We start from the raw sequence: 13387 nt of genomic DNA on the forward strand, positions 1-13387 counted from the left end.
GACTATTATTATGAATTTAGAAGTAAAAGTAAAACGCGCACACCAAGATGCTATTATGCCAAAGCAAGCAAACCCTGGTGATGCAGGTATGGATTTGTATGCAATTGAAGCAGTAGCGATTGCACCAGGTGAAGCGAAATTAATTAAAACAGGCATTCATCTAGCATTACCTCAAGGTACAGAGGCTCAAATTCGCCCAAGAAGCGGACTTGCGTTAAAACATAGCATTACGGTTTTAAATAGCCCAGGCACTATTGACGAAGGCTACCGTGGTGAATTGGGTATTATTCTAATTAATCATGGCACAGCAGTGTTTCAAGTAGAAAAAGCGATGCGTATTGCACAGATGGTTATACAACTTGTACCAACTGTAACATTAGTTGAAGCAACAGAATTATCTGATACGGCGCGAGGTACGACAGGCTTTGGTGCGAGTGGTACTCAATAAGGTTATGACTAAAAAAGGTGAAGTGATTTTTAAAATCGCTTCACCTTTTTGCTGTTTTCGTAATGCGGTAGGTAAGTTTTACAGGGGTATGTACTTGTTCACTATTATGTTAGGCGTTGTCTAGTCTATGACGTCGTTATACCCTCATAAAATAATAAAAGTAAAGCGAAGATATAGTGCGCTTTTTCTCGCCTTATACCGACTTGCAACTAAAAATGTTATCCTCTGTTGCGCGCTTGCAACATGTTGTTGCCGATTTCGCTATTTTTCCTCTCGTCTATTGCTAGTATTTAATTTATACTTAACCATAAGTTTAAGGAGGGTAATTCATGATGAACGAACGATTAAAACAATTGCGCGAAAAGGCAGGATTTTCACAAGAGCAGTTAGCAGAACAACTTCATGTGACGAGGCAAGCTATTTCAAAGTGGGAATTAGGAAAGGCAGAGCCGAGTATAGATGTATTGCTACAATTAGCCTCTATTTATGATGTGACATTAGATTATTTAATTAAAGGGCAAGAACTATATACACCTGAAACATTTGTGATGCCTAAATCAAATTTTGAGTTGGCATTAGATTTTATTCAGCGTAATACAGGTTTAACCATTACCATTTTTGCCATATTTGCAGGGTTAATTATTAGCTTAGTGGCTATTATTTTGGGTACATAACGTCTTGAAGGAGATAAGACGGGGAATAATTTATTATTCCCCATCATTCATTGTTTTAACTGGTGTTGGAAAGCATAGACGACTGCTTGTGTCCGATCTTGAACCTCTAATTTCGCTAAAATATTACTGACATGCGTTTTCACGGTTTTTAATGCGATAAATAGCTCGTCTGCAATGGCTTGATTCGTCAAGCCATCTGCCATTAATAATAATACTTCATGTTCTCGCTCTGTAAGTTGTTCATGTAATGGTGTTACTTGTTGCGAACGCATACGAGACATCATTTTATGCGTGACCTCTGGCTCTACAATCATCTCACCTTGCACGGTTTTACGAATGGCCTCTGCAATATGTTTAGCATTAGAGGTTTTTAATAAATAACTTACTGCACCAGCCTCTAGAGCAGGATATACTTTATCATCGTCTAAAAAACTCGTAATCATCATAATTTTAGCTTCTGGCCATTTCGCTATAATTTGCTCAGTTGCCTCAGCCCCTGTTAGTTTTGGCATGACATTATCCATTAAAATAATATCAGGTTTGTGTGTGAGCGCTAATGTAATCGCTTCTTCTCCATTTGTTGCCTCGCCTACAATAGTCATATCAGGTTGTGCATTTAAATAAGCAGATATGCCGATGCGTACCATCTCATGATCATCTGCAATCACAATAGTAATCATACGTTCACCTCCTCTAATTGTGTTTTAACTTCGACAATAGTCCCTTCATTAGGTATGGAAACAATTTTATACGTACAGCCAATTTCGACAGCACGTTCAGCAATATTTTGCAGACCATAACTTGCTGTTTTGTCTTGTTCAATATTAAAGCCAATTCCATTATCTTGAATACGCAAGATGGCGTGATTATCTCTTGCAATGAAACGAAGCTCTAATTCGGTTGCTTTAGCATGACGCAGTGTATTAGATAACGCTTCTTGCGCAATGCGGAATAAATGGTCTTCTTCTGCACGTGATAATGGGATTTCTTCGATAAAGTAATCGATAGGAAAATATACTTTTTGTTGTAATTCAACAATGAGCTCTTCTAAACCTTGCGCTAATGTTTTGTTATTTAAAGCGACAGGACGTAGGTGTAGTAATAGTGCACGCATTTCGAGTTGTGCTTGTTGTACCATATGCTCTACTTGTAAGAGCGTGTCATTTGGTTCGTCAACTTGTTCATTTAATGCAGATAACAACATAGATGCAGCAAATAATTGTTGAGATACAGAGTCATGCAACTCTCTAGCTAGGCGTTGTCTTTCAGCTACAATGCGGTCTTTTGTTACCTCATCAATGGATTCTGTGCGTTCTTCAGAGAGTTTTTGTAAACGTTTGCGCTGCGTTTCAATGAGTTGTTGTGTGTTGCGTAGTGATTTTTTTAATAACATAGGTGAACGTTTAATATGACGTTCTGTTAAATCATGGATGTTCACTTTTTTGAGTAGACGCGCAGCTTGGCGGTCTCGCATAATAATAGAAAATGTCATCCAAAACGTAATGCTAATGGCAAGTATCGTTAAAATACTCATAATAACTGCTAGTAAAGGCACGCCGTTAATATTTTGTAACCATAGCACAGACCAGGTGTCTCGCTTAGGCATACCTAATAATAAGATGAGAAAACTAGCGGTACTTGCCATCAATAATAATTGCAACATAAACCAACGTGAAAAGAAACGAATCATTGGTAAGACACCTCCAAATCACCTAAGCCTGTAGTGACATGAATAACAATTTCTCTTACAGCTGCAAGATCTTCTTCTTGATGATATAATGTTTCATTTTTTAATAGTTTCGTATCATGGGGAAGTGTCGCAACCCCATACACTGTAGTATAGACTAATCGGTAAGGTGTATCATAAGGTAAAATAATATGCACATTGCCAATGAGCTGGCGTGCTGTAATGACTGACGTTCTTCTCGGTAACACAGTTTGTGTAGCATCAATAGTAATAATACCTGCCAAACGTTGAATATTAACATCTTTCCAAGCATAAGATTCTGTTGTCTCGTCTGTGCCAATAAAGCGCTTATGTTGCACAAATAAATCATGATCTGTTTGTAACGTATACGTTTTATCTTTTTTATAGTAATGATAAATGTAATAAACAGCCATTGCTACGATAGCAATACGCAATGTGATAAGGGAGACAAAAGCAATTAATAAGAAAATGCAACTTACTACATAAAAAGAGGTCTTTTTGTATTTAAAACCAAAATATAATAAAATAACACCTGCTAAAAAATAGAATAAGCTAAAAAAATGAAAGGTAATGGCCTCAATAATGAGAGCACTTAAAAAAATACCAACTAACCACTGAGCTTGTTTTGTGGAAAAAAGACGCATAATTACACTCCTTTCTTAACATGAAGAAGCGGGGCTAGGGGTGTTATCCCGTAGCCCCGTATGGATTATCATACAGATTGTTATATTATAGCACTGTTGATTCACTTTGTTGCAATTTCGCAAGACGCCATTCATACATGGATTGTTGTTGACGTGCATCAACATCTACTGTAAGTTGGTCGATGTAACGTTCTGCTTGTTCAAAGTTTTGGATGGCTCCGTCTGCTTGTTCTTGTAATACATAGTTCATTTGGTGGTTGGCACGTGTCACATTTTCCTTACCCATTAATTGTAACTGACGTACACGCATATCTTTAATTTTATGCTTCATTTCTTCATAACGACGTTCCATATCAAAGTATTGGCTTGCGGTTAATTCAATGCTATCTTGTAGTGTTTGTTGGCGATTTGAGTAAATCGCTACCTCCTGACTAGCAAAGGCGATTAAATCTGTTTCACCACTTTGTTCGGCTAAGACGAGTTGTTGTTGACGTTTCGTTAACATAGCTGTTGCTGCAGCTAGTTCTTGTTCAAGCTTAGTTTTTAATTGTGCTTGACGTGTGAGTAACTTGCTTGTCTCCTCTACTTGTTTTTCTGCATCTTTAATATATTTGTTTAACATAATAGCAGGGTTTTTTTGTTCTTTTTTATCTAAGGCATATTGCACCTCAGCCTCTACAGATTGGAAAAAGCGTTGAAATAAGTTTGTCATAATAAATAAGCTCCTTTATATGTTTTTGTTTACTTCTTATTTTGAGATTTTTGCCCATTCACGTTCAAAGTTAGCAAAAGGGTCGTTATTTTCAATTACAGTTGTTTCTGACTTAGTTGTTAATTTTTTATAAACATAATAAGTTAATGCTAATGTAGCAATACCAATTAAAGCAGGGATGTTAGATATCGCAGAAACGGCACTAACGATTGCAACCAGTACAAGAAATACTTTCATTACTTTGCTTGATGTACGGTTATATAAATAAATGCTACCTCCTGTTAATGCGACAGATAATGCGAGTACTGCTAGTGGGCCAATGGCTGCTAAACTAATGAGCACAGCTACAATCCCAATACTTAGCCAAAGTATTTTTTTCATAATGTTTCGCTCCTTTCATTTGTTAACCTTATGTTATCAACTGAAGAAAGAAAGCGTAACGGGCGCTAAGATGATTTTCTTCTAGGTCTAGAGGCTGAGTACTCGTCAGCCTGTCATAAGTTCGCTATAATATATATAGGGAAAGAACAATAATCTTCTTATTTTACAAAGTATTTATAGTAACGTCTTCTGTTTTATTGTATAATGCGGTTTGGAGAGTATTCTCGGAAGAAAGTAGCAGAGGAGGTTTAGCATAATGCATTTATGGCTTGCTATTTTACTAATTGTTGTGGCATTAATCGCTGGGGCAGCGCTTGGTTTCTATTTCGCGCGCCGTTATATGTTTAAATATTTAAAAGAAAATCCACCTATTAATGAGCAAATGATTCGTGTTATGATGGCACAAATGGGACGTAAACCGTCTGAAAAACAAGTGCGTCAAATGATGTCACAAATGAATAAATTCCAACAATAAGTACAGGTTGTTTTAACAGCTTATAAGTAAAGGAGGAACGTTGCCTATTAGGCGACGCTCCTCCTTTTTAATTTGTTGCTTTTAATTTAAAGGCAGGGACATATTCATCTAAAAACTTTGTTACAACAGCCATATATTCGCGCGGATTTTCATTAAATGATTCCGCATGGCGACCAGTGTCAAAAAGTTTTAGCATTTTAGGTCCTTCCTTTACAGCATACATCTCTTTCGTCATCGTAGCAGGAATAAAGGTATCAGGTTCACTATGGATGAATAGTACGGGTTTTTGAATGTGTTTAACAGCTTCGATTGGTGAGACATCACGTAAAGAATAGCCATCTCTTAAACGTAAAAAAGCATCTGCAATTCGCACAGGTACGCCAGAGGTGAAATGCATCTCCTCTCTTGCAATATGACCAATTAACGATTCAAAATTAGAGAAGCCACAGTCTGAAATATAAAAGTCCGCTTCATCTTCCATCAAACCCGCATATAACAAAGTAGTAGCTGCACCCATAGACTCCCCGTGCACACCAATGATGGCATCTTCGCCAACCATTTGTCGTACCGTTTTTACAACAACATCTAAATCAAGTTTCTCATAATAGCCATAGCTCGTTGTTTTACCACCTGACAGCCCATGGCGACGATGATCATAAATGACAGCATTATAGCCAAGTTTTTCAAACATACGTGCGAAGCGTACTGAGTTAATTTTATTTTCTGTTACTCCGTGACAAATAATCATAGTGTTTTTCGTGTCTAATGGCTTTAGTAGTACGCCACTAATGCTATAACCATTAGGGGATTGAACGGTTAATTCTTGAGCAAGATGTTTATTGTACCAAGCTTCATCAAAGCGCTCTGCTAATGTTTCACGCTCTAAAATGAAACCATCATCCTTTTTTTTAATATACATTAATCTATTGGAAAGCTTAACGCCAAAAATGGCTGTAGAAGCTGCGGCAATGGCTGTAACAATACTTGAGGCAAGCAGTAATTTTTTTTTAGTCGTCATATTATTATCCTCCTAAAACATTGTAACTCTATTGTAAGGGATAGGGTGAGGTTACGCACATAATAACCTCGTATAATTGTCGAAAAACCGCAATTGGTTTGATACACTAATAGAAGATGCCATGGCGACGTGGCAACACAAAGGGGGAGAAAAGATGACAGAAGTTGTTATTGTAAGTGCTGTACGTACAGCGATTGGTTCTTTTCAAGGGGCATTAAAAGATGTTGCGGCTCCAAAATTAGGGGCAATTGTAATTGAGGCGGCTCTAGACAAGGCACAAGTAGATAAAGCACTTGTAGATGAAGTTATTATGGGGAATGTATTACAAGCAGGCTTAGGTCAAAACCCAGCTCGACAAGCAGCTATACAAGCAGGTTTACCACAAACTGTACCTGCTATGACGATCAATAAAGTATGTGGCTCAGGTTTAAAAGCAGTACATTTAGCCGCTCAGGCCATTAAAGCAGGAGAGGCTGATATTATTGTAGCAGGTGGTTTTGAAAATATGAGTCAAGCCCCTTATTTATTACCTAAGGCGAGACAGGGGTATCGCATGGGTGACCAACAAGTCGTAGATAGTATGATCAAAGATGGCTTATGGTGTGCATTTAATGACTATCATATGGGTGTAACAGCAGAAAATTTATGCGAACACTATCAATTGACACGTGAAGCACAAGATGCGTTTTCAGCGCGTTCTCAACAACGTGCTGAGGCAGCGATAAAGGCAGGGAAGTTTACAGACGAAATTGTGCCTGTAACTATCCCACAACGTAAGGGTGAGCCTATTGTGTTTGCGCAAGACGAGTACGTAAAGGCAGGTACAACTACAGAGAGCTTGGCTAAGTTACGTCCCGCGTTTAAAAAGGATGGCTCTGTAACAGCAGGTAATGCTTCAGGCATTAATGACGGAGCAGCCGCTGTTGTTGTAATGTCAAAAGAGAAAGCACAAACGCTCGGTCTAACACCAATGGCAACGATTGCAAGCAATGCCTCAGCTGGTGTTGACCCAGCAATTATGGGGATAGGCCCTGTAGAAGCGGTTAAAAAATCGTTACAACGTGCTAATAAAACATTAGCAGATATTGATATTATAGAAGCTAATGAAGCATTTGCCGCACAATCATTAGCGGTGGACAAAGAATTGCAATTTGATAATGAAAAATTAAATGTAAACGGCGGTGCAATTGCTTTAGGTCATCCGATAGGTGCAAGTGGCGCACGTATTTTAGTGACACTATTGCATGAAATGCAAAAACAAGATGCAAAGAGTGGTTTAGCTACATTATGTATTGGTGGCGGACAAGGCGTTGCAACCGTAGTCACAAGATAGGATTGAGAAGATGGCAAAGAAAAAAGGACAAAAAGTAGCAGGTGCTACTAATAAGCAACCAACAGAACAAGTTACGTTAGCTGACCAATTACAAACAGATGTATTAGCTAAATTGGCCGCGACGAAAAAACAATTGACACAAGATGCTAAAGCACAAGCTTTAGCTCAGGAAGAACAAGCAAGAAAAGAGCGTAAGGCACGTGAAAAAAATATGACATTTGAAGAATTGCTTGATCAATATGGAGATCAAGGTTCTAAATTTTAAGATAAAAGCAACTTTTAAAGTTGCTTTTATCTTATTTTAATGGAATAATTAGTATTAAAATAAGGATATAAGGTGGTTTTTACTTGGGTAGAAAAATGGGGATAATAATAAGCATATGTTTAATGATATTTATACTACCTTTAGAAGTCTTTGCACATAAAAATAATGATTATGGACAAACATATATAGATGTGCACCATAATGATAGCAATTATGATGTTATTGACTATCTAACATATCTTGGAGTTGTAAAGGGAACAGGTGATGGACAATTTCATCCACAAAGCAATGTAACTAATAGACAAGTAGCATTAATGTTAGTTAGAGCTCTAAAAAAGCAAGGTATGGTTTTTTATGAAAATCCCGGATATAAAGATGTTAAAATATATGATGATGGCTATAAAGAGATTGCTATAGCAACACAACTAGGTATTTTCCCTAAGGAAAAATATTTTCGTCCGCATCAAGCTATCACAAGAGATGAAATGGCTAGAGCTTTAACAAGAGCTTTTGAATTGAATATAAATACAGATTATACTTTCAAAGATGTTGATAGTAATTATTGGGCTCATAGTTATATTTCAACAATAGCATCTTATAATATTACAACAGGTTATCAGGATGGAACATTTCGTCCTAAACAAACATTGACACGTTCACAATTTGCTGCCTTTGTAGCAAGGGCGCTTGTACCCGAAATACGTCCAACAAACAAGCAAATCAAATACAATCAAGGTATGATGCCGTCTCGAATGATTAGTGAGAAAGAGTTTATTAACGTACTAGCATTAGAAGTAGAAGGTTATGATTATTGGGAGATAATTACTGAAAAATCACCTTCAAGAGAACACTGGGTTACTTTAGGTATAGATTATTATGGTAATACCAAAAGATTATATGAAGATACACCAAATAGTTTTATCTCTCATATATACGGTATAATAGAATTACCATATCCATTATATAATGGTAAAAAATGGATTTCCGGTGATGAAACACCAGGTGTTACTACTACATATACGATAGTAAATACACAAGGAATAGCCGTTTTACCTCATAAAGTATACAAAGATGTTGTTGTAATAAATTTAGAACACCGTACAGATTATGGCGATTATATGCCAGCAACTTTATGGTTCGCAAAAGGTCATGGATTTATTCGTTCAATGACAGGAGATGGTTATTCATTTCTTGAAGAAATAGAATACTAAGTCAATTTTAATATAATATTAACAAACTATAAAACGAGACTTGGGCAAAATAAAGAGGAGAAGTGATTTTTAGAATCATTTCTCCTTTTTACTGTTAAGAATAGGGTTTTGGTATTTGATTTTAGAGGGAGAATTTATTTTTATTTTGAAAATTGATTTATATCTAGGTCTTTTTTTAAAAGATAGTCAATATGTGGTCATACTATCAAACATGCTCAATGCTCACTTTAACAGTAGTTTCTCCGGATTCATTGAAAGCGGCATGATGAGTGGGGCCAACAGTATTGCCAATAGGTTTGCCGTGACGAATCGCAGCTGTAATGAAACGTTTTGCGATTGTTACAGCCTCTACCATCTCTGTCCCTTTTGCTAATTCGGCAGCGATTGCAGCTGAGTAGGTACAACCTGCGCCATTTGTATGTATGGTATCGATACGTGGTGCGTGTAATACGTAATAATAGGTACCGTCATACAAAACATCTGTGGCATCGTCTTCAAGGCGACCTCCTTTAACTAATACATATGTTGGACCTAATGCATGTAAAGTTTTAGCAGCATGTTTTAAATCCGCGATATTTTTTAATGTGCCTTGGGGATAACCAAGTAATTTTTCAGCTTCAGGCATATTAGGTGTAATAATGGTAGCTTGTGGGATGATAGCCGTTTTCATTGCTTGCATAGCATCATCTTGTAATAAAGCCGAGCCAATTTTGCCAATCATTACAGGGTCAACGACAATTTTATCCGTTTGTGCCAAACGTAATTGACCTGCCACAAAATAAATGATTTCGGTTGTGAATAACATACCTGTTTTAATAACATCTGCCCCGATGTCACATAAAGCAGTATCAATTTGTGCTTCGATTGCATCTAACGTTTGCGGAAAAATATTTTGCCCTGTGCGTGGGTTTTTAGCGACAATCGCCGTAATCGCTGACATCCCATAAACCCCTAATTCTTGACAGGTTTTTAAATCGGCTTGAATGCCTGCCCCGCCTCTCGCTGCAGCGCCAGCAATGGATAATACACGATAAGTTGTCATACCTTTCTTTCCCTTCTTTTTCGTAAAAATAAAATCACACTAATCGCAAATAAGCCACCAGCAGTATCTAACCATATATCATGAAATGACATAGTGCGACCAGGATTAAAGCCTTGTCTGACCTCATCTAATGTAGCAATGATTATCACAATAAATAACACCATACATGCACGCAATTTGAATTGCATTAAAGCTACTGCAATACAAGCAAAAATAATAAAATGACAAGCTTTGCGAATTAAAAATTCAACAAATAAAAAGTAACCACGTTCATCGATCGATACGACCGTATCCCAGTATGGAATATGTAACCATGAAAGTTGTGCCTTAAAAGGTTCATTTACTAACCAGGTTTGGAGTAATGGTTGTAGGGATTGCTGTTTCGCCGTCATGCTAGATGAGACTACTAAGAGTAAGAGTAATACAATAAGCCACCATTTTTTCATCGATGCTTAGTATAAGTAGTTAATTTAGTATGTTCTTTAGCAAAAGCAAAATCGTCGATTTGTTGTGCAACTTGATACGCCTTTATCGTTTGTTGTAATTGTGTTACAGAACTCGCGCCAATAATCGTAGACGCCACTACAGGAGAGCGTAAATTAAAGGCTAATGCCAAGGCATGCAAGTTACCATATTGAGCTGTTAATTGTGATAGTAACTGACGTAATGTTTGTTCATCGTAATGAGTGTGAGCTTGCAAGCGCTCTTCCCATGCCGTTGTTAATAGCCCTTTTGCTAAAGTGCCACGGCTAACAACAGATGCGCCTTGTTGTTGAATAAATGGAAAGAATTCTTCAGGTTCACGGTCAAGTAAACTGTAAGGCATCATAACAGTACTAGCCTGTGCTAAAGGCAGAAAGGTTTGTAATACGTTAGGGCGCAATGTCGATATGCCATAAGAGCGAATAAGCCCCTGTTTTTTTAAGCCTTCAAATGTATCAATTACCTCATCAAAGTCATCGTCTAAAGTGCCCCCGTGTAATTGATATACATCCAAATAGTCGGTTTGCAGCCGTTTTAAACTTTCGCGAACGGCTGTTTCGATGTAAGCTTTAGATATGTCCCAAGTCCAACCATCTTTTGTGGCATTTGCTTTATTCCCTACTTTACTTGCTAGAGTAATCTGATGCCGATGGTTTTTTAATACTTCGCCTATTACAGTTTCATTATGCCCAAACTGATATAAATCGGCTGTGTCAAAATACGTAATACCGCTTTGCAACGCCTCAAGTAAGATCGGCTTTGCTTCATTTATAGCAGGGGGTAGGGACATACAGCCAAGTCCAATTTCTGAAATTTGTAGCGTGCTTTGCCCAAGTTGTCTTTTTTCCATAAAAAAATGCACTCCTCCATCGATTTTTTCTAGCTTAATGGTACAATGAAAGTGTGTACCAGAACAAGTGAGGGGGCAGTATCATGCCAAAATTTGAAGAAAAAACAATCGCAACTAAAAAAATATTTCAAGGTCATATAATTAACGTTCAAGTTGATGATGTGGTATTACCAAATGGTAAAGTAGGCAAGCGTGAATTAGTTAAACATCCTGGAGCAGTTGCTATTATTGCCATTACTTCAGATGATAAAATTGTACTCGTTGAACAATTTAGAAAACCTTTAGAACGCACGATTATTGAAATACCTGCAGGTAAAATGGAAGCTGGAGAACTACCATTACATACCGCAAAGCGTGAATTAGAAGAAGAAACAGGCTATGGTGCTGAGCATTGGGAACATGTGCAAACCTTTTCAACATCACCAGGCTTTGCTGATGAAATCATTCATATTTATGTTGCACAAAACCTTTATGAAGTCAGTAACCGAGCAGTGATGGATGAAGATGAGTTTGTCGAGTTAATAGAAGTATCCTTGCAAGACGCACAACAATTAATGACAAATGAACAAATCTATGATGCAAAGACAGTCTTCGCGATTCAATGGTGTTTATTACACAAACTGACGAAGAAATAAAGGTACTTACTTGTTTTTCTTTTTATTGCTTTGGTATAATGATAGAAGTTTAGGAGGGCGTCGTATGGAAAGCCGTATTGATCGAATAAAAAAGCAATTGCATAGCGCAAGTTATAAGTTAACACCCCAACGTGAAGCGACTGTAGCAGTCTTGCTTGAGCATGAAGAAGATCATCTTTCAGCTGAAGACGTTTTTTTGCTCGTTAAAGAAAAAGCACCTGATATCGGCTTAGCGACCGTATATCGTACATTGGAGTTATTAACAGAATTAAAAGTGGTTGATAAAATTAACTTTGGTGATGGTGTATCTCGATATGATTTACGACAAGAGGGCGCTACCCATTTCCACCACCATTTAGTATGTGTGGAATGTGGTGCAGTAGATGAAATTCAAGAAGATTTACTTGTGGATGTTGAAAAAGTAGTAGAGAAGCGTTGGAACTTTAAAATTAAAGACCATCGTTTAACTTTCCATGGTATATGTTGGCGTTGTCACGATAAGGAAAATAATGAGGCGTAAAAGCCTAACATGAAAATTTAAGGAGTTGTCCCGATTATTGCTAATCATATAGGGGCAACTTCTTTTTTTGTAAGGAGTGTTAATCGTGAAAGTATTTATAGATCTAGTGAAGGATTATTTACATTTTATTCGTGTAGAGAGACAATTAGCAGCTAATACATTAGCCTCTTACGAACGTGATTTAACAGCTTATGTACAATTTATGCAAAAAAACCAAAAAGAAACTTTGAATGATATTACACGTGCAGATATTCAAGCTTATTTACTATATTTAAGGCAAACTAATAAGTCACCACGTACAATGGCACGTCATATCTCATCCATTCGTAGCTTTCATCAATTTTTATTGCGTGAACGTTTGACAACGCAAGACCCAACAGTGCATATTGACTTGCCAAAAACGACGCAACGTTTGCCAGATGTACTAAGTGTAGAGGAGGTTGAGGCATTGATTAATGCCCCTCATCATAACAAGCCTCAAGGTGTGCGTGATACGGCAATGTTAGAGCTATTATATGGTACGGGTATGCGTATTACAGAATGTATGGACTTAAATATTGACCAAATTCATTTAACGATGGGCTTTGTGCGTATTTTTGGTAAGGGGCATAAGGAGCGTATTGTCCCACTAGGCCAAAGTGCATTAACGGCTTGTGAACGTTATTTGAATGAAGCGAGACCACAATTATTAAAAGAGCCTACAGAAGCATTATTTATTAACCAACGTGGTAAAAGACTAACAAGGCAAGGTTGTTGGAAGTTAATCAAGCAGCATGCTCAACAAGCAAAATTACAAAAAGCAATGACCCCTCATATGTTACGTCATTCTTTTGCCACACATTTAATTGAAAATGGCGCTGATATACGCGCTGTGCAAGAAATGTTAGGACATGCTGATATTGCAACAACTCAAATCTATACACATGTAAGTAAAACACGTTTATCAGAAGTGTATAAGCAGTTTCACCCTAGGGCATAGTTTGTGTCA

Annotated in this window: 18 protein-coding genes; 9 read left to right on the forward strand and 9 right to left on the reverse strand. The window is 37.3% G+C overall.

Annotated features, from left to right (window positions below):
- The first annotated feature begins 10 nt into the window (after nucleotides 1-10).
- Complete coding sequence (gene dut / locus IEW44_RS04505) at nucleotides 11-448, forward strand: dUTP diphosphatase (RefSeq protein WP_188613849.1); 438 nt, start codon at nucleotides 11-13, stop codon at nucleotides 446-448.
- A 329-nt stretch (nucleotides 449-777) separates the two neighbouring features.
- Nucleotides 778-1122, forward strand: a complete 345-nt coding sequence (locus IEW44_RS04510) for a helix-turn-helix domain-containing protein (protein ID WP_188613850.1) — start codon at nucleotides 778-780, stop codon at nucleotides 1120-1122.
- Between the two features lie 47 nt (nucleotides 1123-1169).
- Here IEW44_RS04510 and IEW44_RS04515 read toward each other — a convergent pair whose 3' ends face one another.
- The 5 genes from IEW44_RS04515 to IEW44_RS04535 all read right to left on the reverse strand — a co-directional run bounded on the left by IEW44_RS04515 (nucleotide 1170) and on the right by IEW44_RS04535 (nucleotide 4567).
- Nucleotides 1170-1802, reverse strand: coding sequence for a response regulator (locus IEW44_RS04515; RefSeq protein WP_188613851.1), 633 nt, complete (start codon nucleotides 1800-1802; stop codon nucleotides 1170-1172).
- A complete protein-coding gene (locus IEW44_RS04520; RefSeq protein ID WP_188613852.1) occupies nucleotides 1799-2812 on the reverse strand; it encodes a sensor histidine kinase in 1014 nt (337 codons plus the stop codon). The genes IEW44_RS04515 and IEW44_RS04520 overlap by 4 nt, the downstream gene beginning before the upstream one ends.
- Nucleotides 2809-3474, reverse strand: a complete 666-nt coding sequence (gene liaF, locus IEW44_RS04525) for a cell wall-active antibiotics response protein LiaF (RefSeq protein ID WP_188613853.1) — start codon at nucleotides 3472-3474, stop codon at nucleotides 2809-2811. Before liaF ends, IEW44_RS04520 begins: the two co-directional genes overlap by 4 nt.
- 85 nt (nucleotides 3475-3559) lie before the next feature.
- The gene (locus IEW44_RS04530; RefSeq protein WP_188613854.1) at nucleotides 3560-4186 is read right to left on the reverse strand and encodes a PspA/IM30 family protein; all 627 of its coding nucleotides are present in this window, start codon (nucleotides 4184-4186) and stop codon (nucleotides 3560-3562) included.
- Nucleotides 4187-4222: 36 nt separating this feature from the next.
- On the reverse strand, nucleotides 4223-4567 hold the full coding sequence (locus IEW44_RS04535) for a lmo0954 family membrane protein (RefSeq protein WP_188613855.1): 345 nt from the start codon (nucleotides 4565-4567) through the stop codon (nucleotides 4223-4225).
- A gap of 256 nt (nucleotides 4568-4823) precedes the next feature.
- On the opposite strand from IEW44_RS04535, the gene IEW44_RS04540 reads away from it, so the two are divergent.
- Nucleotides 4824-5042 (forward strand): YneF family protein, encoded by a 219-nt coding sequence (locus tag IEW44_RS04540; protein ID WP_188613856.1) that lies wholly within the window; start codon nucleotides 4824-4826, stop codon nucleotides 5040-5042.
- A 67-nt stretch (nucleotides 5043-5109) separates the two neighbouring features.
- Here the strand turns inward: IEW44_RS04540 and IEW44_RS04545 are convergent, their stop codons facing one another.
- Nucleotides 5110-6060 (reverse strand): alpha/beta hydrolase, encoded by a 951-nt coding sequence (locus IEW44_RS04545; protein WP_188613857.1) that lies wholly within the window; start codon nucleotides 6058-6060, stop codon nucleotides 5110-5112.
- 154 nt (nucleotides 6061-6214) lie between these two features.
- Between IEW44_RS04545 and IEW44_RS04550 the strand changes: the two genes are divergently transcribed.
- From IEW44_RS04550 to IEW44_RS04560, 3 genes are all read left to right on the forward strand, one after another.
- Entirely contained in the window at nucleotides 6215-7393 is a 1179-nt protein-coding gene (locus IEW44_RS04550; protein ID WP_188613858.1) for an acetyl-CoA C-acetyltransferase, read from the forward strand.
- Nucleotides 7394-7403: 10 nt separating this feature from the next.
- Nucleotides 7404-7658 (forward strand): YqkE family protein, encoded by a 255-nt coding sequence (locus IEW44_RS04555; RefSeq protein WP_188613859.1) that lies wholly within the window; start codon nucleotides 7404-7406, stop codon nucleotides 7656-7658.
- A gap of 83 nt (nucleotides 7659-7741) precedes the next feature.
- On the forward strand, nucleotides 7742-8869 hold the full coding sequence (locus IEW44_RS04560) for an S-layer homology domain-containing protein (RefSeq protein ID WP_188613860.1): 1128 nt from the start codon (nucleotides 7742-7744) through the stop codon (nucleotides 8867-8869).
- Between the two features lie 205 nt (nucleotides 8870-9074).
- On the opposite strand, the gene thiD is transcribed toward IEW44_RS04560, so the two are convergent.
- Genes thiD through IEW44_RS04575 form a run of 3 tightly spaced genes read right to left on the reverse strand, consistent with a single transcriptional unit; the run spans nucleotide 9075 to nucleotide 11244 of the window.
- Nucleotides 9075-9911, reverse strand: a complete 837-nt coding sequence (gene thiD, locus IEW44_RS04565) for a bifunctional hydroxymethylpyrimidine kinase/phosphomethylpyrimidine kinase (RefSeq protein ID WP_188613861.1) — start codon at nucleotides 9909-9911, stop codon at nucleotides 9075-9077.
- Nucleotides 9908-10357, reverse strand: coding sequence for a VanZ family protein (locus IEW44_RS04570; RefSeq protein ID WP_188613862.1), 450 nt, complete (start codon nucleotides 10355-10357; stop codon nucleotides 9908-9910). The genes thiD and IEW44_RS04570 overlap by 4 nt, the downstream gene beginning before the upstream one ends.
- A complete protein-coding gene (locus IEW44_RS04575) occupies nucleotides 10354-11244 on the reverse strand; it encodes an aldo/keto reductase (RefSeq protein ID WP_188613863.1) in 891 nt (296 codons plus the stop codon). The genes IEW44_RS04570 and IEW44_RS04575 overlap by 4 nt, the downstream gene beginning before the upstream one ends.
- Before the next feature lie 83 nt (nucleotides 11245-11327).
- On the opposite strand from IEW44_RS04575, the gene IEW44_RS04580 reads away from it, so the two are divergent.
- The 3 genes from IEW44_RS04580 to xerD all read left to right on the forward strand — a co-directional run bounded on the left by IEW44_RS04580 (nucleotide 11328) and on the right by xerD (nucleotide 13378).
- On the forward strand, nucleotides 11328-11879 hold the full coding sequence (locus IEW44_RS04580; protein ID WP_188613864.1) for an NUDIX domain-containing protein: 552 nt from the start codon (nucleotides 11328-11330) through the stop codon (nucleotides 11877-11879).
- A gap of 64 nt (nucleotides 11880-11943) precedes the next feature.
- On the forward strand, nucleotides 11944-12399 hold the full coding sequence (gene fur / locus IEW44_RS04585; protein ID WP_188613865.1) for a ferric iron uptake transcriptional regulator: 456 nt from the start codon (nucleotides 11944-11946) through the stop codon (nucleotides 12397-12399).
- 85 nt (nucleotides 12400-12484) lie between these two features.
- Nucleotides 12485-13378: a site-specific tyrosine recombinase XerD gene (xerD, locus tag IEW44_RS04590; protein ID WP_188613866.1), complete on the forward strand. Its 894-nt coding sequence runs from the start codon at nucleotides 12485-12487 to the stop codon at nucleotides 13376-13378.
- The last annotated feature ends 9 nt before the right edge of the window (nucleotides 13379-13387 follow it).

The sequence above is a fragment of the Lysinibacillus alkalisoli genome (genome assembly GCF_014643595.1).
Taxonomy (GTDB): Bacteria; Bacillota; Bacilli; order Bacillales_A; family Planococcaceae; genus Metalysinibacillus; species Metalysinibacillus alkalisoli.